The 18,474-nt window shown below is 66.9% G+C and carries 21 protein-coding genes; 5 read left to right on the plus strand and 16 right to left on the minus strand.

Features of this window, described 5'->3' with window-relative positions; translation table 11 throughout:
- Positions 1 to 93 precede the first annotated feature (93 nt).
- A complete protein-coding gene (locus tag AABM56_RS14685) occupies positions 94 to 615 on the plus strand; it encodes a DUF4142 domain-containing protein (protein ID WP_133861157.1) in 522 nt (173 codons plus the stop codon).
- Positions 616 to 1,018: 403 nt separating this feature from the next.
- Entirely contained in the window at positions 1,019 to 2,230 is a 1,212-nt protein-coding gene (locus tag AABM56_RS14690; RefSeq protein WP_133861158.1) for a NarK/NasA family nitrate transporter, read from the plus strand.
- 35 nt (positions 2,231 to 2,265) lie between these two features.
- Here AABM56_RS14690 and AABM56_RS14695 read toward each other — a convergent pair whose 3' ends face one another.
- The 6 genes from AABM56_RS14695 to AABM56_RS14720 are packed head-to-tail and all read right to left on the minus strand — an operon-like array spanning position 2,266 to position 9,676.
- Positions 2,266 to 2,838, minus strand: a complete 573-nt coding sequence (locus AABM56_RS14695) for a GNAT family N-acetyltransferase (protein WP_347883435.1) — start codon at positions 2,836 to 2,838, stop codon at positions 2,266 to 2,268.
- The gene (locus AABM56_RS14700; protein ID WP_133861160.1) at positions 2,835 to 3,371 is read right to left on the minus strand and encodes a GNAT family N-acetyltransferase; all 537 of its coding nucleotides are present in this window, start codon (positions 3,369 to 3,371) and stop codon (positions 2,835 to 2,837) included. Before AABM56_RS14700 ends, AABM56_RS14695 begins: the two co-directional genes overlap by 4 nt.
- Complete coding sequence (locus tag AABM56_RS14705) at positions 3,368 to 5,020, minus strand: ABC transporter ATP-binding protein (protein ID WP_133861161.1); 1,653 nt, start codon at positions 5,018 to 5,020, stop codon at positions 3,368 to 3,370. Before AABM56_RS14705 ends, AABM56_RS14700 begins: the two co-directional genes overlap by 4 nt.
- The gene (locus tag AABM56_RS14710) at positions 5,017 to 6,474 is read right to left on the minus strand and encodes an ABC transporter permease (RefSeq protein ID WP_133861162.1); all 1,458 of its coding nucleotides are present in this window, start codon (positions 6,472 to 6,474) and stop codon (positions 5,017 to 5,019) included. Before AABM56_RS14710 ends, AABM56_RS14705 begins: the two co-directional genes overlap by 4 nt.
- 5 nt (positions 6,475 to 6,479) lie before the next feature.
- Positions 6,480 to 7,457 (minus strand): ABC transporter permease, encoded by a 978-nt coding sequence (locus tag AABM56_RS14715; protein ID WP_133861163.1) that lies wholly within the window; start codon positions 7,455 to 7,457, stop codon positions 6,480 to 6,482.
- Positions 7,454 to 9,676, minus strand: a complete 2,223-nt coding sequence (locus AABM56_RS14720) for an ABC transporter substrate-binding protein (RefSeq protein ID WP_133861164.1) — start codon at positions 9,674 to 9,676, stop codon at positions 7,454 to 7,456. The genes AABM56_RS14715 and AABM56_RS14720 overlap by 4 nt, the downstream gene beginning before the upstream one ends.
- Positions 9,677 to 9,764: 88 nt before the next feature.
- Here AABM56_RS14720 and AABM56_RS14725 point away from each other — a divergent pair, with 88 nt between their 5' ends.
- The gene (locus AABM56_RS14725; protein ID WP_133861165.1) at positions 9,765 to 10,286 is read left to right on the plus strand and encodes a cupin domain-containing protein; all 522 of its coding nucleotides are present in this window, start codon (positions 9,765 to 9,767) and stop codon (positions 10,284 to 10,286) included.
- The gene (locus AABM56_RS14730) at positions 10,277 to 11,107 is read left to right on the plus strand and encodes a GNAT family N-acetyltransferase (protein ID WP_133861166.1); all 831 of its coding nucleotides are present in this window, start codon (positions 10,277 to 10,279) and stop codon (positions 11,105 to 11,107) included. Before AABM56_RS14725 ends, AABM56_RS14730 begins: the two co-directional genes overlap by 10 nt.
- Before the next feature lie 325 nt (positions 11,108 to 11,432).
- Here the strand turns inward: AABM56_RS14730 and aroQ are convergent, their stop codons facing one another.
- From aroQ to AABM56_RS14760, 6 genes are read right to left on the minus strand one after another with little or no spacing between them, the layout of a single operon-like run.
- Positions 11,433 to 11,879 (minus strand): type II 3-dehydroquinate dehydratase, encoded by a 447-nt coding sequence (gene aroQ / locus AABM56_RS14735; protein WP_133861167.1) that lies wholly within the window; start codon positions 11,877 to 11,879, stop codon positions 11,433 to 11,435.
- 8 nt (positions 11,880 to 11,887) lie between these two features.
- Complete coding sequence (aroE, locus tag AABM56_RS14740; protein WP_133861168.1) at positions 11,888 to 12,706, minus strand: shikimate dehydrogenase; 819 nt, start codon at positions 12,704 to 12,706, stop codon at positions 11,888 to 11,890.
- Positions 12,703 to 13,935, minus strand: coding sequence for a CaiB/BaiF CoA-transferase family protein (locus AABM56_RS14745; RefSeq protein WP_133861169.1), 1,233 nt, complete (start codon positions 13,933 to 13,935; stop codon positions 12,703 to 12,705). Before AABM56_RS14745 ends, aroE begins: the two co-directional genes overlap by 4 nt.
- Positions 13,932 to 14,390 (minus strand): MaoC family dehydratase, encoded by a 459-nt coding sequence (locus AABM56_RS14750; RefSeq protein WP_133861170.1) that lies wholly within the window; start codon positions 14,388 to 14,390, stop codon positions 13,932 to 13,934. The genes AABM56_RS14745 and AABM56_RS14750 overlap by 4 nt, the downstream gene beginning before the upstream one ends.
- An 8-nt stretch (positions 14,391 to 14,398) precedes the next feature.
- The gene (locus AABM56_RS14755; protein WP_133861171.1) at positions 14,399 to 14,794 is read right to left on the minus strand and encodes a VOC family protein; all 396 of its coding nucleotides are present in this window, start codon (positions 14,792 to 14,794) and stop codon (positions 14,399 to 14,401) included.
- The gene (locus tag AABM56_RS14760) at positions 14,791 to 15,741 is read right to left on the minus strand and encodes a ketopantoate reductase family protein (protein ID WP_347883436.1); all 951 of its coding nucleotides are present in this window, start codon (positions 15,739 to 15,741) and stop codon (positions 14,791 to 14,793) included. Before AABM56_RS14760 ends, AABM56_RS14755 begins: the two co-directional genes overlap by 4 nt.
- Positions 15,742 to 15,832: 91 nt before the next feature.
- Between AABM56_RS14760 and AABM56_RS14765 the strand changes: the two genes are divergently transcribed.
- The gene (locus AABM56_RS14765; protein ID WP_133861173.1) at positions 15,833 to 16,741 is read left to right on the plus strand and encodes a LysR family transcriptional regulator; all 909 of its coding nucleotides are present in this window, start codon (positions 15,833 to 15,835) and stop codon (positions 16,739 to 16,741) included.
- 66 nt (positions 16,742 to 16,807) lie between these two features.
- On the opposite strand, the gene AABM56_RS14770 is transcribed toward AABM56_RS14765, so the two are convergent.
- The 4 genes from AABM56_RS14770 to AABM56_RS14785 all read right to left on the minus strand — a co-directional run bounded on the left by AABM56_RS14770 (position 16,808) and on the right by AABM56_RS14785 (position 18,392).
- Positions 16,808 to 17,254 (minus strand): Hsp20 family protein, encoded by a 447-nt coding sequence (locus AABM56_RS14770; RefSeq protein ID WP_133861174.1) that lies wholly within the window; start codon positions 17,252 to 17,254, stop codon positions 16,808 to 16,810.
- Positions 17,255 to 17,383: 129 nt separating this feature from the next.
- Positions 17,384 to 17,542 carry a hypothetical protein gene (locus AABM56_RS14775; protein WP_007160293.1) on the minus strand — a complete coding sequence of 53 codons (159 nt, stop codon included), beginning with the start codon at positions 17,540 to 17,542 and terminating at the stop codon, positions 17,384 to 17,386.
- On the minus strand, positions 17,539 to 18,123 hold the full coding sequence (locus tag AABM56_RS14780) for an alpha-ketoglutarate-dependent dioxygenase AlkB (RefSeq protein ID WP_133861175.1): 585 nt from the start codon (positions 18,121 to 18,123) through the stop codon (positions 17,539 to 17,541). Before AABM56_RS14780 ends, AABM56_RS14775 begins: the two co-directional genes overlap by 4 nt.
- A 2-nt stretch (positions 18,124 to 18,125) precedes the next feature.
- On the minus strand, positions 18,126 to 18,392 hold the full coding sequence (locus AABM56_RS14785; RefSeq protein WP_133861176.1) for a hypothetical protein: 267 nt from the start codon (positions 18,390 to 18,392) through the stop codon (positions 18,126 to 18,128).
- Positions 18,393 to 18,474 lie beyond the last annotated feature (82 nt).

Consider the following 18,474-nt stretch of genomic DNA (forward strand, 5'->3'; position numbering starts at 1 on the left):
TATGACTTTTTAGGCAGGTCCCATTTTGCAGGCGCGTTCACTGCCAGCCGGTGACGCCCTTCCCTTACTGCCAAGAAAATCAGGAGCACGTCCATGACGCCCATGCTGAAGAAAGCCTCCAGCCTGTCCCTCGCCATCCTGCTGGCTGCCGGTGCCGGTGCCGGTCTGGCCCAGGCCGCCGACAAGCTGTCTCCGGCCGAATTCGTCGACGACGCCTCGGCCAAGGGCATCGCCGAGATCGAAGCAGGCAAGCTGGCCCTGGAAAAGAGCCAGTCCCAGGACATCAAGACCTTCGCCCAGAGCATGATCGACGATCACACCAAGGCCAACGAGCAGCTCAAGAGCCTGGCCCAGGAGAAGAAGCTGAAAGTCTCCACCGACGCCGAGCTGATGGACAAGGCCAAGGCCATGATCCTGCAGGTGCGTGACGATTCCTTCGATCGCTCCTATGCCAACAACCAGGTCGTGGCCCATGAGCAGACCATCGAGATCTTCCGCAACGAAGCCAAGACCGGCGATGACGCCGCGCTCAAGGCCTTCGCCGAGAAGACCCTGCCGAAGCTGGAGCACCACCTCCAGGAAGCCAAGGCGCTGCAGACCAAGTACGCGAAGTAACAGCGGCGGATCGTAGGTTGGGTTAAACCGGCCTTATCGTCGAAGCCCAGCAGTGCCATGACGCAAAGGCAGTGTTGGGCTTCGCTGCGCTCAACCCAACCTACAAGAGCAGGATGAATCACCAGGGCCGTGATCCGTACGGGTATGCCAGGCGCTAATAGAGAGCAGCTTGCCGCACCTGCGCTCGATCATTGTGCAGCACGTCGTCCTCTTTAGACGCTGCCAGCGCCGTGGGCGGCGATAAACACCAGGCTTGCGCAACTTGGCTTCGCTCTTGCAAAGACCTGGGTAGGGGTGGCCAACGGCGGTCACCCCAATCGACAAAGGCGTCAGTTCACCTCCCGGCAACGGGCAAGGGTGACTGGCGCCTTTTTCATGCCCGTGACGTGCCCGAGGTGCCTCCATGAGTCCCAGTTTCTGGAAAGCCGGCCATGCGCCGACCCTGTTCGCCGCCTTCCTCTACTTCGACCTGAGTTTCATGGTCTGGTACGTGCTCGGCCCCATGGCCGTGCAGATCGCCACCGACCTGCAGCTGACCACCCAGCAGCGCAGCATGATGGTGGCGACGCCCATCCTCGCCGGCGCTGTCCTGCGCCTGATCCTGGGCTTCGTCGCCGATCGGCTGTCGCCCAAGACCGCCGGCATCATCGGCCAGGTGGTGGTGATCCTGGCGCTGCTGGTGGCCTGGCAGCATGGCGTGCACAGCTATGAGCAGACCCTGGTGCTGGGCCTGTTCCTCGGTTTCGCCGGCGCCTCCTTTGCCGTGGCCCTGCCGTTGGCCTCCCAGTGGTATCCGCCGCAGCATCAGGGCAAGGCCCTGGGCATCGCCGGCGCCGGCAACTCCGGCACGGTGTTCGCCGCCCTCTTCGCCCCGGCGCTGGCCAAGGCCTTTGGCTGGACCAACGTGTTCGGCTTCGCGCTGATCCCGCTGATCCTGACCCTGGTGGTCTTCGTGCTCTGCGCCCGCAACGCCCCGGAACGCCCGGCGCCGAAGAAGCTGGCGGACTATGGCCGCGCCCTGGGCGACCAGGACAGCTGGTGGTTCATGTTCTTCTACAGCGTGACCTTCGGCGGCTTCCTCGGCCTCGCCAGCACCCTGCCCGGCTACTTCCATGACCAGTACGCCCTGGAGCCGGTGGTTGCCGGCTACTACACCGCGGCCTGTGTCTTCGGTGGCAGCCTGATGCGGCCCCTGGGTGGCGCCCTGGCCGACCGCATCGGCGGCATCCGCGCGCTGCTCGGCATGTACACCGTCGCGGCCATCTGCATCGCCGCCGTGGGTTTCCACCTGCCCAGCGCCATGGCCGCCCTTGCGCTGTTCGTGGTCGCCATGCTCAGCCTGGGCGCCGGCAACGGCGCGGTGTTCCAGCTGGTCCCCCAGCGCTTCCGCAAGGAAATCGGCGTCATGACCGGACTGATCGGCATGGCGGGCGGCATCGGCGGCTTCGCCCTCACCGCCGGCCTGGGCGCGGTCAAACAGGCCACCGGCGACTATCAGCTGGGCCTCTGGCTGTTCGCTGCCCTCGGCGTGCTCGCCTGGTTCGGCCTGCTCAGCGTCAAGCGCCGCTGGCGCACCACCTGGGGCTCGGCGGCCGTCACCGCCGCGCGGGTCTGAGAGAAGTCCGGCGGCCAGGTGCCGCCGGTTTTCATTCAGGGGGCGGGACGGACATAGCTGGTCAGTACGTGATCCCGCCAGACCCCGTCGATTTCCAGATAGCGCCGCGCCAGGCCCTCGCGCTCGAAGCCGAGGCGGGTCAGCAGATGAGCGCTGCGCAGGTTCTCCGGCAGATGGTTGGCCATGATCCGATTCAGGCCCAGATCGGCGATGACGAAGTCCCTCCCCAGGCGCACCGCCTGGCGCATCAGCCCCCGTCCCTGCCAGGCTGCATCCAGGCCATAGCCCAGGTAGCAGGCCTGGAAACCGCCGCGAACCACCTGGCTGAAATTCACCGTACCTATCACCAGCGGCCCCGCCCGCAGCACCAGGCGCAATTCGCTCAGGCCCGGGCCGCCGGCGCGGTACGCCGCTACCTGCCCCTGCCATTGAGCCAGGGTATAGAAGGCATCCGAGCGCCGTGGCATCGACAGCGCCAGGTGCTGGCGATTGCGCCGATAGTAGTCGGCTACCGCGCCAGGATCGGCCAGGGTCAGGTCGATCAGTTCCACCGCCTCGTTCACGGCGAAGCGGGGCGGATACTGCAGCGGAACGCTCAGGGCGGTCATGGCTTCACCTGCGGTGGCAATTCATAGACCCAGGTGGCGCAGCGCTGCCCGTCCGGACCTTGCCGATCGTTTTCCAGCACCCGCACGCGCCGGAAACCCACCCGTTCGGCGAGCCGTTGGCTGGAGTCGTTGGCGGCCGAGGTGGTGAGATAGAGCCCCACTTCGCCGCGCTGCTCGACGAAGTAGCGCAGCGCGGCGGTCATCAGGCCCTGGCCGGTATGCAGACTGTGCAGCCAGTAGCCGATCTCGTAGCGCCGCCCGCCGTCCAGTGGCGTGAGCCCCAGGCAGCCGAGCAACGCGTCACCGCTCACCAGGAAGTAGCGTTTCTCGCCCTGGGCCAGGGTGAAGGCACCGCGCGCGGCGAGCAGACTGTCGCGGGCCTGGGCGACCGTGGTGTGTTCCCGGGCCCAGCCGAGGAAGCGGCGATGCTCGGCATAGCTCCAGTTCAGCGCCTCGGCGAAAGCCTCGGCCAGGCGCGGTTGCGGCCAGACCAGCGCGAAGTCGGCCAGGGCGATGCGCGGTGGAAAATTCATGGCGGGGTCCCGAAATCCAGGCGCGGCACGGCGGCCAGCAGGCGTTGGGTCATGGCGTGAGCGGGCGCACGCAGCACCCGTTCGGCGCTGTCCTGTTCGACGATGTGGCCGCCGTCCATCACCGCGATGCGATCGGCCAGGTACTCGACCACGCCGAAATTATGGGTGATGAACAGATAGGCAAGCCCCCGCTCCGCCTGAAGCTCGCGCAAGAGATCGAGGATCTGCGCCTGCACCGAGACGTCGAGCGCCGAGGTGGGTTCGTCGCATACTAGCACCTGCGGCTCGACGATCAGCGCCCGGGCGATGGCGATGCGCTGCCGCTGGCCGCCGGAAAATTCGTGGGCGAAGCGCTGCAGGGTGTCGCCGGGCAGCCCGACCCGCTCCACCAGGGCGGCAGTGCGGCGCTGGCGCTCGGCGGCATCCAGCTCGGGACGCAGCGCCAGCAATCCCTGCTCCAGGGTAGCGCCGATGCGCATGCGCGGATCCAGCGAGGCGAAGGGATCCTGGAAGACGATCTGGATCTGCCGCCGTAGTCGCTGCAGGGTGCGCCGGTCGGCCGTGAGCAGGTCCTCGCCGCCCAGCTGGGCGCTGCCGCTGATGCGCGGTCCATCGAGCAACCGCAGCAGCGCCTTGCCGGTGGTGGTCTTGCCGCACCCGGACTCGCCCAGCAGCGCCAGGGTCTCGCCCGCGTGCAGGTCGAAGCTCACCCCGTCCACCGCCCTGCCCCAGTCCCGCGTTCGGCCCCAGGCCCCGCGGCGGAGCGGATAGTGCACGGCCAGCTCACGCACCTCCAGCAGCCGCGCACCCGGCTGGCGCTGCGGCAGGGCGCGCGGGGTGCCGGCCAGGGTCTGGCCGCGCTTGGCGAAGGTGGGAATGGCGGCGAACAGTTCGCGGGCATAGGGATGCCGGGGCGCCTCGAAGAACTCCGCGGCCGGGGCGCTCTCGACGATCTCGCCATGGCGCATCAGGGCCACGTGATCGGCCACCTGGCGCACCACCGCCAGATCGTGGGTGATGAGCAGGATGGCCATGCCCAGTTCGCGCTGGATGTCGGCCAGCAGCGCGAGGATCTGCGCCTGGACGGTGACGTCCAGCGCCGTAGTTGGTTCGTCGGCGATCAGCAGGTCCGGTTCGGCGGCCAGTGCCAGGGCGAGCATGATGCGCTGCTTCTGGCCACCGGAGAACTGGAAGGGATAGTCGTCGATCCGCCGCTCCGGCTCGGGAATGCCGACCCGGCGCAGCCATTCCACCACCCGGGCACGGGCGGCGGCACCGCGCAGCGCGGTATGGGCGCGCAGGGTTTCCTCGATCTGCTCGCCGATGCGCATGACCGGATTCAGGCTGGTGGCGGGCTCCTGGAAGATGGTGCCGACGCGCCCGCCGCGCAGTTCGCGCAGGCGTCCTTCCGGCAGTCGATGCAGGTCGGTCCCGGCCAGCAGCGCCGCGCCGCGGGCGATACCCAGCGACGGTGGCAGCAGCCGCAACAGCGAGAGCGCGGTGACGCTCTTGCCACTGCCCGACTCGCCTACCAGGGCGAAGGTCTCGCCACGGGCGATGGCCAGGCTCAGGCCACGGACCGCCTGCCGTGTGCCCTCCTCGCCCTCGACCAGGATCTCCAGATCGCGAATCTCCAGCACCGGGGTCATGGCTGCACCTCACCCTGGCCGGGACGGCGCCTGAGCCAGGCAGATCTCAACCGGCGACTGCGCGGATCGAAGGCGTCGCGCACGGCATCGGCGAACAGATTGGCCGCCAGCACCAGGGTCAGCATGAAGGCGAAGGCGCTGAGCAGATTCCACCAGATCATCGGGGTACGGGACATCTCGGTCCGGGCATCATTGATCATGGAGCCAAAGGAATTCATGGTCGGGTCGACGCCGATGCCCAGGTAGGACAGCACCGCCTCGTAGAGCACCAGGCTGGAGAACTCCAGGGTCAGGGTGATGAGCACCAGGTAGAAGACGTTGGGCAGCAGGTGCCGGCGCAGGATGGTGAAGTGGGAGACGCCAAAGGCTCGTGCGGCCTGGACGTATTCCAGCTCGCGCAACTTGAGCGCCTCGGCGCGCAGCAGACGGCACAGCCCGGCCCAGCCGGTGAGGCCGAGGATCAGGCAGAGCATGAAGAGGCGCAGGTCGGCCCGCGCCGCACCGGTGTCGAACAGCTCGGGATGGCGGTCGATGAACACCTGCATCATCAACACGCAGGCCGCCACCAGCAGCACCCCGGGGATGGAGGTCAGGGTGGTGTAGAGGTAGGTGATGACGTCGTCCACCCGGCCCTTGAAATAGCCGGCGGCCAGGCCGAAGCCGATCGCCGGCGGCAGCATGGCAAGGGTGGTCAGACTGCCGATGACGAAGGCGGTGCGGATGCTCTTGAGCGACTGGTAGAGGACGTCGTTGCCGGTGCTGTCGGTGCCCAGCACGTGATAGTTGCTGGCCAGGGCGATCACGCTGCCGGTCACCAGGCAGACGCCCAGCCAGGTCAGCAGGATGGCGCGCCAGGGGGTGGCGGTGTGGCCACGGAGGATGAGTCCACAGCGGACCGCGAAACCACCCGTCTCGCGCAACCGTGCCGTCGCCAGGGCCGCGGTGGCCAGGGCCAGCGCCAGACCGCCGAGCAGGCCCAACGTCAGTCGCTTGAGAAGATCGCCCCGCCACTCGGTAGCGGGATCGCTCAAGGTGGTAGCGGCATGCTTGAGGCGCGGGAAGTCGCGCAGCGGCAGGCCCTCGGCGCTGGTGCCCAGGGTTTCCTTGGTGAACTGATGGGTGGCGAGCGGCGCGGAATAGGTCTTTTCGCGCAGGGTCAGGCTGGTGTCGGCCAGCAGGCCATCGAGGGCCGAGAGCACCGTGGGGGAATAGATCGGCGCCGTGGCGCCGGGCGTGGCGGGCAACTGGGGCCGGTAGTGCACCGAATCCAGCAGGGCGATGGCGACGAAGCTGGCCAGCACCACGGCTGCGCTCATCGCCGGCGCATCCTGCAGCACCCGCCGCCAACTGGCGCGCAAGGCTGGCTGGCGACGCGCGCGCCAGGCGTAGACCAGGGTACCGGCCACCAGCAGGTAGAGGGCGAGGTCGGTCCAGAGCAAGACGAATTTAGGCATGGCGGCTACCTGAAGCGAACGCGCGGATCGGCGAGGGTGTAGGACAGGTCCGCCAGGATCAGGCCGACGATGTAGAGCACCGAGCCGAGGAATACCATGGTGCGCACCACGGCGAAGTCCTGGCCATTGATGGCGTCGATGGTGTAGCTGCCCAGGCCGGGAATGCCAAAGAAGGATTCGGCGATCAGGCTGCCCATGATCAGCAGCGGAATGGCCGAGACCACGCCGGTAAGGATTGGCAGCGCCGCATTGCGCAGTACATGGCGCAACAGCACCTGGCGCTCGGCCAGGCCCTTGGCGCGGGCGGTGCGCACATAGTCCTTGCCGATCTCTTCGAGAAACAGCGCGCGATAGAAGCGCGCCTGGCTGCCCAACCCGGAAATCACCGCGACCAGCACCGGCAGCGCCAGGAAGCGCAGCAGATTCCAGCCTTCCTCATAACCCGAATAGGGCACCAGCCGCAGGATCTTCGCGAACAGCCACTGGCCGGCGATGATGTAGAACAGCGAAGAGATCGACAACAGCAGCACGCAGAGCACCACGCCCCAGAAGTCCAGGCGGGTGGCGCGAAAGAACACCAGCAGGAGGGCGAAACCGATGCTGGCGACCAGACCGAGGACAAAGGTCGGCAGCGCCAGCGCCAGGCTCGGCCCGGCGCGCTCGGTGATCTCCCGGCCGATGTCGCGACCGCTGTCGGAGGTGCCAAAGTCGAACACCAGCAGACTGACTGACCGGTCGAAGAAGAGGGTATCGGTAAACTGCTCCATCCCTTCACGGGTGGTATTGATGAGCAGTGGCTTGTCGTAGCCGTGCTCTGCCTTCCAGTCCTCAATGGCTTCGGCGGTGACGTACTTGCCACCAATGGCCAGGCGCGCCATGTCGTCCGGGGTGTTGACGGTAAAGAACAGCAGGAAGGTCAGCAGATTCACCCCGATCAGGATGAGCACGCCATAGGCCAGGCGCCGCAGCAGATAGCCGATCATGACCGCCCCTCCCCGGTGTCGTCGCCAAAGGCGGTCTGGCGCTCGCGGCGCCGGAGGCTGCGCCAGGCCGGCCAGGCCAGCAGCAATGCCAGGCCCAAGAGCAGCCACAGCGGCCAGAGCACCGGCCGGTTCCACTCCAGCACCTTGCGCTCGCGCAGCGCCGGGTCCAGGCGCAGATAGCGCAGCTGATCGCGCACCATCTGGGTCGGCTTGGCGTTGTAGACCCACTGTTGATAGGCCCCGGCCGACAGGGGATTCCAGCCGAACAGCCAGGGTGCGTCCTGCTGCACGAGGGCGACCATGCGCCGGATCAGGGCGACCTTTTCCGGACCATCGTCGAGACTCTTCATCTGCTCGAACAGCCGGTCGTATTCGGCATTGCTGTAGTTGCCGGCATTCTCGCCACCGTGCTTGGCCTTGCCCTGGGGACCGTAGAAGAGAAAGAGGAAGTTCTCGGCATCGGGATAGTCGGCGTTCCAGCCCCAGAAGAAGATCTGCGCCGCGCCCTTGCGCATCTTGTCCTGGAATCTGTTGTAGTCCGAGCCGCGCAATTCCAGCTGGATACCCAGCTTGGCGGTCTGCTGGCGCATCCAGTCGAACATGGCGCTGTCGCCACTGCTCTGGGCGTCGTATTGCAGGATCAGCGGCCGCCCGCTCCTGGCGTCGCGGCCATCGGGATAGCCGGCGTCGGCCAGCAGTTGCCTGGCCTCTTCGATGGGCCGCCGCTCGGGCTTGCCGTCCACCAACCGATAGACCACCGGGTTGCTGCCGGCCGGCGGCGCTTCGTAGCCCAGCACGCCCGGCGGCAGCGGGCCATTGGCGACCAGGCCGTTGCCGTTGAGGAAGACGGTGATGTAGCTCTCCCAGTCGAAGGCGATGGACAGCGCCTGGCGCAGCTTGCGATTGCGGGCCTGTTGCTCGGGTGTGGCGCCCTGCCCCACCACCGGATCCAGCCAGTTAAAACCCAGGTACCAGTTGGATGCCTCCACCGCCGTGGGCAACTTGAGGCCGCGCTCGCGATAGAGTTCGGCGGAGTCGGCCGAGTCGCCCGCCTTGGTGCGCAGCGCCACGCCATATTCGCCGCGCTCGACCTGGGGGGTGTCGTAGTAGCCCTGGATGAACTTGCCCATCAGCGGCACCCCTTCCTTTTCCAGGCTGAACACCGCGCGGTCGATCAGCGGCATGGGCTTGCCGCAGTCGTCCAGCCGGCCCTGTTCGCGATCCTCGGGTTCTCCCTCGCAGGGATAGGGATCGGCGTGATAATTGGGATTGCGCGCCAGCACATGGCGGCGATTGGGGATGGATTCGGCCAGCCGATAGGGTCCGGTACCCACCGGCCAGCTGTTGAAACCGAGATTGTGCTCGGCCATGCCCGGCTGACTGTAGAAGCGATCCGCCTCCCAGGGCACCGGCGCGGCGAAGGTCATGGCCAGCCAGTAGTTGAACTGGGGGTACTTGCCGATCACCCGCAGGCGCAAGGTGTGCTCATCCAGCACCTCGACCCCGGGCAACTCGCCCTGGCGCAGGTCCAGCCAGGGCAGCGGCGCGCCCTTGGGCAGGCTGGCGCGCAGGGCCTTGTCGGCGGCGCGCAGGCCATCGCCAAACGTCTGCATGCCCACCAGGTGCTCGGCGAAGATGGCATAGCTGGGCGAGACCAGCCGCGGACTGGCCAGGCGGCGCAGGCCGTAGGCGTAGTCGGCGGCGGTCAGGGCGCGGCTGCCGGTCTCGGGGAAGTCAGGGATCTGGTAGCGATCGGCCAGATCGTCCGGCTTGATCGGGAAGTAACGGTAATTGCCCTGGGCATCGCGGGCAAAGGCCGGGTGGGGCGCGTAGCGGGCGTCGCGGCGGATGGGGATGTCGTAGACGCTCTGAGCGATCTGCGCCGGCGGTGCATCATCCGGCAAGCGCCGGCCCTGGGCGTCCAGGTAATAGGGTGCGATCACCCGCTCCGCGCCGCGAGGGATCAGTTCGTAGGGCCGCTTGAAGTAGTGGTAGCCGTAGAGGGGTTCATAGATGTTGTAGGTGAAGTTGGTCTCGTCGCCTGAATAGGAACTGGCCGGATCCAGGTACTTCGGCGAACGGGTGGTGAAGGCGGTATAGAGGGTATTCTGGCCTTCGGCTCCAGCGCGGTAGGGGCTGTTGATCGGCGTATCGGGTGAACAGCCACCGAGCAGCGCCAGGGTCAGGAGTGCGAGGAGTTGTCTGGACAGTCTGGGCATCGCGTTCCTGCACCGAAAGAGACCTGAGGCGGCAGCATCCGCCTAAACCACCAAGCTTGAGCTATTTTCCCGCGAGGCGCAGCACCCCATGCAATCCCGGAAAGATTTCGACAAGATCGCCCACTGGTCCCAGCTGCAGGCTCCGGACGGCCCCGGCTATCCCGACAGTGACGAGCGCTTTTCCCTGGGCGCCGCCTTCGGCCGCCACTTCGGCTTCGCCCGCCTGGGCATCCACCATGAATGGCTGCCACCCGGCCGACGTACCTCAAGGCCCCATGCCGAGGCCACCGAAGACGAATTCGTCTATGTGATCGCCGGTCATCCCACCGCCTGGATCGACGGCCACGCCCACCGACTCAAGCCGGGCGACGGCGTGGGCTTCAAGGCCGGCGACGGTGTCGCCCATACCTTCATCAACGAGACCACGGAGCCGGTGGAACTGCTGGTGGTGGGCGATACCAACCGGGCGGACAATCGGCTGCACTATCCACTGCATCCGGAATACACCGCAGGTCTGGGGGATAGGCAGTGGCGGGAGTGTCCGCAGCGGGAGTTGGGGCCGCATGCGGGTGAGGCAATGTCGCCACGAGAGGACGACGAATGCCCGTGAATCCGTTGCGACTCCCCGCCTCCATTCGCGCCAACGCAGGACTTCTCACCCAGCTACAATTGGCGCCCGATACCTGCCTCAGCTATGGCGAGCATCAGGTGGCGATCCGCACACCGGACTGTTCTGACTACTACTTCGGCAACTACCTCATGCTGGACCAGCGCCCGACCACCCAGCAGGTGCTGGCCTGGTCCGCGGACTTCGAGCAACTGCTCGGCAGCCCGCAGCTCCTGGGGCATCGTGCGTTCGTCTGGCCAGAGCCGCAGGCCAAGGGGCCACCGGCGGACCTGCCTTGTGGCTACGATTATCAGCGCCTGGTCTCGATGCGTCTGGCCGCCGATGCCCTGCCGCCCGCCCCGGTCCTGCCTGAGGGGCTCCACATCAGAACCTTTCAACAGCCGGCCGATTGGCAACAGTGGCGTGAGCTCCAGGCAGAGGTGACTCCGGGCGCGGAACATCCAGAAGCGCATCGGCGCTATCTGGATTACCAGGCGCGACGCTACAGATCACTGAGCGACAGCGGCCTTGGCGACTGGTGGGGTGTATTTGATGGCGAGGACCTGCTGCTGGCCTATCTTGGCCTCTATCGCCTGGGCCGGCTGGGCCGTTTTCAAGCGGTCACCACGCGGCTGGACTGGCGTCGACGCGGACTCTGTCAGGCCTTGCTCGGCACGGTACTTCGGCACCAACGACATCGCGTGGACGCCTTCGTGATCGTGGCCGACAGCGAACATCACGCGCAACGGCTCTATGCCAAGGCGGGGTTCGCCGTAGAGGCCGGTATAGGTACCCTGCTGTGGGCAGGTGCCGGCAGAGAATAGCAAATCGGCTTTCATGCCGAAGAAAGCCCGCGCCTCCCGACCCTGATTTATCGCGGCCATGGGCCGCTCCTACACTGCAGGAGCGACCCATGGCCGCGATAGACTGCGCACGACTTCTTACCCGGCCGTTGGGCTTCGGCGATGGAGCCGCCTCAACCCAACCTACGAAACCCTGCCGTAGGTTGGGTTGAGCGCAGGGAAGCCCAACATGACCTCAGCCAACACCTTTGCGCGTGGAAAACGCTGCGCGGTTTTACACGCTACGCGGGATCCGTTGGAGCGCCCCCTCTCCCTCTGGGAGAGGGTCGGGGTGAGGGGCGGCGGCTCAGGCTTTGCGCGCCTGGGCCGCGCTCACTGCCGCGCGTAGCGCCAGCAGGTAGCTGTCCACGCCGAAGCCGGCGATCTGCCCCAGCACGATCTCGGCGAATACCGAGTGATGGCGGAAACTCTCACGCGCGTGGATGTTGGACATGTGCAGCTCCACCACCGGCACGGTAAGGATCGCCAGGGCGTCGCGGATGCCATAGCTGTAGTGGGTCCAGGCGCCGGCGTTGATCAATACCGCGTCGACGCCCTCCTCATAGCCCCGATGGATGCGCTCCACCATCGCCCCTTCGTGGTTGCTCTGGAAGCTTTCCACCTCGACGCCCAGTTCAGCACCCAGGGCCGTTAGCCTGGCGTCGATCTCGGCCAGGGTCACGGTGCCGTACTGCAGCGGATCGCGCTTGCCGAACATGTTGTGGTTGATACCGTGCAGCATCAGGATCTTCATGGGTCCGCTCAGGTCAGGGGAAGGGTCAGCTGGTCGATGACCGGCCGGGTCTCGGGGCGCACACCGCGCCACCAGGCGAAGGCTTCGGCGGCCTGTTCCACCAGCATGCCCACGCCGTCCGCCAGTTGCGCCACGCCCTGCTCCCGAGCCAGACGCAGGAAGGGAGTCAGACCCTTGCCGTAGGCCAGTTCATAGGCCAGCGCCGCCTGGGTGAAGACCCCGGCCGGTACCGGCGGCAGTTCGCCGACCAGACTGGCCGAGGTGGCATTGATCACCAGATCGAAGGTCTCCCCTTCCAGAGCCGCGTAGCTCCGCACGCTCAGCAGCGGGTGCCCGATCTCCTGGGCTAGCTCAGCCGCCTTCCGCCCATCGCGATTGGCCATCACCAATTCGGTCGGTCCGGCGGCGAGAAAGGGCAACAGGGCGCCGCGCACCGCACCACCGGCGCCCAGCAAGAGCACCCGCGTGCCGGCCAGGGGTTGACCGAGATTGACCTCGATGTCGCGCAGCAGGCCGATGCCATCGAAGTTCTCCGCCAGCACCCGCTCGCCCTCGAACTTCAGCGCATTGGCCGCCCGCGCCAGCCGTGCCCTTTCGCTGGACTCGGTGGCCAGCTGGAAGGCCTGCAGCTTGAACGGCGCGGTCACGTTCAGGCCCTGCCCGCCCTGGGCGCGAAAGCGCTGCACGTCGCCGGCGAAGTCCTCCGGCGAGCCCTCGATGGCGCCGTATTCCAGGTCTTGCCCGGTGGCGGCGGCGAACAGGCCATGGATCAGCGGCGACTTGGTGTGGTTGATCGGGCGGCCGATCACCGCGTAGTGGTCGGTCATGCGCAGGGCTCCTGGCTGAACAGCACGCCGTCGGCCTGCAGCCGGGCGATGTCTTCCGCGCTGTAGCCCAGGCTCTGGGCGACGGCAGCGTTGTGCTCACCGAGGTCCGGCGCCACCTGCTGGATGGTGGTGTCACAGTCGGAAAAGCGGAACGGCAGATTGGGCATGCGCAGGGTGCCGAAGCGCGGGTGCTGCTGTTCCTGGATCATGCCGCGCGCCTTGATCTGGGGATCCTCGATCACCTCGTCGATGCGCTGCACCTTGGCACAGGGCACGTCGATCTCGTCGAGCAGGGCCAGCAGCCGTGCGACCGGATTGGCCGCCACCCAGGCCTTGACGATGGGCAGGATGGCTTCGCGATGGGCGTTGCGGCCGGTGGAGGTATGGAAGCGCAGGTCGCTGCCAAAGCCCGGCTGGTCCGCGTCCTGTTCGACCAGGGCGGCGAAGCGCTTCCAGGATTCGTCCACCTGGGCGGCGATCACCAGGTCGCCGTCCTGGGCGCGAAACACGCCATAGAGGGTCGAGGTGGGCATGTCGTGGCCGGTCTGCTGCGGCAGGATCTCGCCGCCGGACAGGGTGTAGCACTGCACGGCGTACTCGTGCATGGACACCAGGGTGTCGTAGAGCGCCATATCGATATGCTGGCCGCGCCCGCTGGTGACCCGGCCCAGCAGCGCCGCATTGATGGCGGCCACCGCATGGGCGCCGGTGTACATGTCGCCCAGGGAGATGCGCAGCAGCGGCGGCGCCTCGCCCGGCGTGCCAACCATCTGCATGATGCCGCTCTTGGCCTCGGCGATCAGCCCGAAGCCGGCGCGATGGGCGTCGGGGCCGGTGTGGCCGTAGGCGGAAATCGAGCAGTACACCAGTCGCGGATTGCGCGCCGACAGTTCCGCATAGCCCAGGCCGAGCCTGTCCAGGGCGCCGGGTCGGTAGTTCTCGATAAAGACGTCGGCGCTGTCGCAGAGCTGCTGCATGAAGGCCTTGCCGCGCGGGTCCTTCATGTTGACGCTGACGCCCTGCTTGCCCATGTTGAGTTGCAGGAAATAGCCGCTCTGCTGGTCATCGAGGACGAAGGCGTGCTGGCGACCGGCATCGCCGCTGCCCGGGCGCTCCACCTTGATCACCTCGGCGCCCAAGGCCGCCAGGCAGCGCCCCACATAGGGGCCGGCGAGGAAGTGGCTGTAGTCGATGACCCTCAGGCCGTGCAGCGGCAGTGGCTGGCTCATACCACGCCCTCCCGCCGCGGCACCATCAGCCGGTGTTCGCCGCGCTGGACCACTTCCCCCTTCTGGTTAATCAGCTCCGAGGGCAGCACCACGATGCCCCAGCCCGGCTTGCTCTTGCTCGGGCGCATGGACCCCACGCGCACCCTGACGTGCAATTCGTCACCGACGCGGATCGGCAGGAGGAAGTCCCAGGTCCAGCCCAGCGACATGCCTGGCAGGAAGCGGTAGTCGCACTGGGTCTTGAGGCCGTCGGCGATGGACAGCCCCATCAGGCCATGGGCGACCAGGCCGCCGAAGTGGCTGGCATTGGCATAGGCCTCGTCGACATGGACCGGGGTATGGTCACCGGTGAGGTCGGCGTAGGCCAGGATGCGCTCCCTGGTGACCTGGTAGCTCGGCGTGAGCGCCTCGTCGCCCTCGCGGGCATCCTCGAAATATTTTTCCTGTACGGTCATGGTCGCTGTCACTCGGCTTGGCGGGCGTTGACGGCCAGGGCGTCGTGCACGGCGCGGGCCGGCACGGCCTGGATGAATTCCAGCGCCAGGCCGTCAGGCAGGCGCAGCCAGTTGTGGCCCTGGGGCAGTTGCTCCACCCCCTCGAAGCGCCGGGCCGCAGCCAGGGCGGCCTCGAGGTTCTCGCACATCAGCCCCAGATGACCCAGGCGCCCCTCGGCGCCTTCGAAGTCAGGCTTGCTCATGAATTGCATCCCGCCCAGCGTCCAGTACTGACTGGGCTGTTCGACCGTGCCCTGCACCTCGCGCAGGGTCATGCCGAACACCTCGTGGAAGAAGCGGATATGCCAGTGGATGTCCTTCACCCAGATGGCCACGTGTTCCAGATAGGCCTTGGGAATGCTCATGGTTTGGCGTCCTCTTGTTGTCGGTCGGCCAGGGCGCGCTCGATACCCTTGATGCAGGCGACCAGGGTGGCGTTGACCGGCGTGGGCACGCGGTACTGCTGGCCGAGCCGCACCACCGCGCCGTTGATGAAGTCGATTTCGGTGATGGAGCCCTTCTGCAGGCTCTGCAGCAGGGAGGTCTTGAAGGACGGCGGCAACCCTTCGCGTGCCAGCTCCCAGGCCGCCTGGGGCTCGCGCAGGCCCAGCTCGACCCCGGCGGCGCGGGCCACCGCGATGGCCTCGGCGACCGCCTGCAAGGCGGTGTCGCGCAGCTGCGGCTCGCTGTAGAGCTGGCCATAGGTGAGTTGGGTGATGCCGGTCAGGGCACCGGTGGCGACGTTGACCAGCAACTTGTCCCAGAGGGTGCCGCGGATGTTGCTGCTGACCGTGGTGGCCAGCCCGGCGTCCTCGAAGACGGCGGCAACGGCCTGGACGCGTGCCGAGAGCTGACCGTCGAGTTCGCCGATGAGCGTGCGCTTGCCCGCCACCCCGCTACGGATCCGCCCGGGGCCGAGCAGCACGCCGCCGACATAGGTCTTGCCGGCGATCACCCGCTCCTGGCCGACGATCTCGGCCAGCAGCTCTTCGTGACCGAGGCCGTTCTGCAACGACAGCACCAGGGTATGCGGACCGACCAGCGCCCGGGCATGGCTCATGGCCGCGCGGGTGGCGAAGGACTTGACCAGCACCACCACCAGATCCACTACCCCGACCGCCTCGGCGCCGACCGCCGCCCGCACCTGGACCCGGCGACGGCCATCGGCGGTCTCGATGTCCAGGCCGTCACGCGCCACCGCCTCGATATGGGCATTGGGGCGGTTGAGCAGCCAGGTCTCGTGTCCCGCCTCGCTCAACCAGGCGCCAAAGGTGCTGCCCAGGGCACCGGCCCCGAGGATGCAGATCTTCATGGATCGGGCTCCTTGTTTTCGCCCTACCCTAGGCCCGCGCCTGCTATTGAGCTATACAAAGAGCTCAATTCGCCCATCAGGAATTCTGATAATGCTACCCACGGATGGCCTGCCCGAGCCCAAGCTGCTGATGCTGTTCGAGGTGCTCTACCGCACCGGCAGCGTGACCCGGGCCGCCGAACAGCTGGGCCAGAGCCAGCCCACCATCAGCCTCTGGCTGGGCAAGTTGCGCCAGCAGCTGCGCGATCCGCTGTTCGTACGCACGCCTGGCGGCATGAAACCCACGCCGCAAGCCGAGGCCCTGATCACCCCATGTCGCGAAGTGCTCGAATCCCTGCGCCGGCTGGTGGCCTGGGAGGTCGCCTTCGAGCCCGCCACTGCCCAGCGGCTGTTTCGCCTCTGCCTGAGCGATGCCAGTCACATCACCCTGCTGCCACGGATCCTGGCGCAGCTGCGCGAGGTGGCGCCCGGGGTGCGGCTGGAAGTCGCACGGATCGACGGCAACACCGAACAGGCGCTGGAAATCGGCGAAGCGGACCTGGCGGTCGGCTTCATTCCCTGGCTGGGCGGCAGCCTCTATCAGCAACTGCTGTTTCCCCAGGACTGGGTGTGTCTGGTCAGCGCCCGCCATCCGCGCCTCGGCGAGCAACTGACGGCCACGGCCTATGCCGAGGAGGGCCATGTGCTGGTCAGCGCCGGCACCGGGCAGAAGCTGCTGGAAGCGGGCCTGCTGCGCGCCGGGGTGCAGCGCCGCATCGTGCTGGAGCTACCCGGCTTTCTGGGCGTCGGCGCGGTGGTCGGCAACTCCGACCTCATCGTCACCCTGCCGCGGCACATCGGCACCACCCTGGCGCAGACTTACGGCCTCAGGGTCCACGAATGCCCGCTGCCAGTCGAGGGCTTCGCGGTCAGGCAGCACTGGCACGCGCGCTATCACCAGGATGCCGGCAATCGCTGGTTGCGCGGGGTGCTGCTGGAGCTCTTCAGCCACCATCGCTAGCGCAGTCGCCACAAACGAAAGAGCCCCAGCGCGGGGCTGGGGCTCTTGGTCAGGACGCCTGGACGATCAGTTGTCCAGGGCCGGGCGCTGGCCGGAGATGGCGATGCGCTTGGGCTTGGCTTCTTCCGGGATCACGCGCACCAGTTCGATGCTCAGCAAGCCATGATTGAGATCGGCACCCTTCACCTCGATATGGTCGGCGAGGCGGAAGGACAGCTTGAAGGCGCGCTGGGCGATGCCCTGATGCAGGAAGGTCACGCTCTCGGCGCTGTTTTCGCGCCGGCCACCCTTGACGGTGAGCACGCCACGCTCGACTTCGATGTCCAGGTCATCTTCCTGGAGACCGGCGGCGGCGATCACGATGCGATACTGATCGTCACCGTGCTTCTCGACGTTGTAGGGCGGATAGGAGCTGCCAGCGTCGTTGCGCAGGGCGGATTCGAACAGGTCGTTGAACCGGTCGAAGCCGACGGAATGACGGAACAGCGGGGCCAGGGACAGTACATTGCTCATGGTGAATCTCCTGATAGGTTCAGCAAGTTTCGTTGTTGCCTGCGGGACCCGATTTCGGCATCCCGCACGAACCTAGATAGGAATTCTCCAAAAAATTTCAAGGGCGAAACCCGACGAACGGTAGCATCGCTATTTCTTCTTCGGCTTGCGCTTTTTCTTCTTGGCCGCGGTCAGCGGCAACGCCTGTTCAAAAGCCGAGCGCACCTCCTGCAGGCGGCGCTCCTTGAGGTCGTGGATGCGCTTGCCACGCTCGGTAGTGAAGTCGATGAGATTGCTGTCGTCGCTCATGTGGCTATCCGGCGAAAGGTGAGATTCAGCCGCAACCCGCTGGCTTTGCGGGTCTTGGCGATCTGGTGCTGCCAATGATGCTGCGTCGCGCCGGCCATGACCAGCAGGCTGCCGTGACCCAGTTCCAGGGAATGGCCGATGTGGGTGGTGCCCTTGCGGCGAAAGTCGAAGCGCCGCGCGGCCCCGAGATTGAGCGAGGCGATCAGCGGATTGGCGCCGAGACTGGCCTCGTCGTCGCTGTGCCAGCCCATGGAGTCCTGGCCATCGCGATAGCGATTGAGCAGCACGCCGTTGAAGCCCCGGCCGCAGGCCGCCTCGACGGCTTCGCGAATCCGCTGCAGCAGGGGTGTCCAGGGCAAGGCGGCGTGGTCCAGGCCGGCGTAGCCGTAGACCACGCCCGGGTCGGCGTACCAGGCCACCTGCCGCGGCACCGGGTGCCAGCGCCCGTACACCCGCACCTGCGGCTGGTTCCAGGGCGTTTCGGCGTCGAGTTGCCGCAGCCAGGCGTCGGCGGTTTCCGCCGCCAGCCAGTGCGGCTGGAAGATCAGCTCGGCATCGTCCAGCTCCAGGCGCTCGACCATGGCTAGACCCGCAGATCCACCTGGGCGCCCACCTGCTCCGGCTCTTCCAGGGCCTGGGCACGCTCGGCGCCGAAGCCCTGGCGCAGGGCTTCGCGCTGCCGGCGACGACGACGCGCCTCGCGGTCCAGGGTGGCTTCGTCCTCCAGGGGTGCGTGGGCGGTCTCGGCCGCCGGCTGCACGGGCGCTATGGGGGCGCTGGCGGGCCGCACCGGGGCGGGATCCAGCTGATTTGGCGGGGTCACGCCGGGCGGCGGAATGGCAGGGATCATGACGGGGACCTCGAATTCGCGGACTGCGGCAAAGAGCGCGTTAGGCTTCTGACTCCGCTTTCGCTAAAATAGCCGGCTTTTT

This window comes from Pseudomonas aestiva, assembly GCF_039908605.1.
In the GTDB taxonomy this organism is placed as follows: Bacteria; Pseudomonadota; Gammaproteobacteria; order Pseudomonadales; family Pseudomonadaceae; genus Chryseomonas; species Chryseomonas aestiva.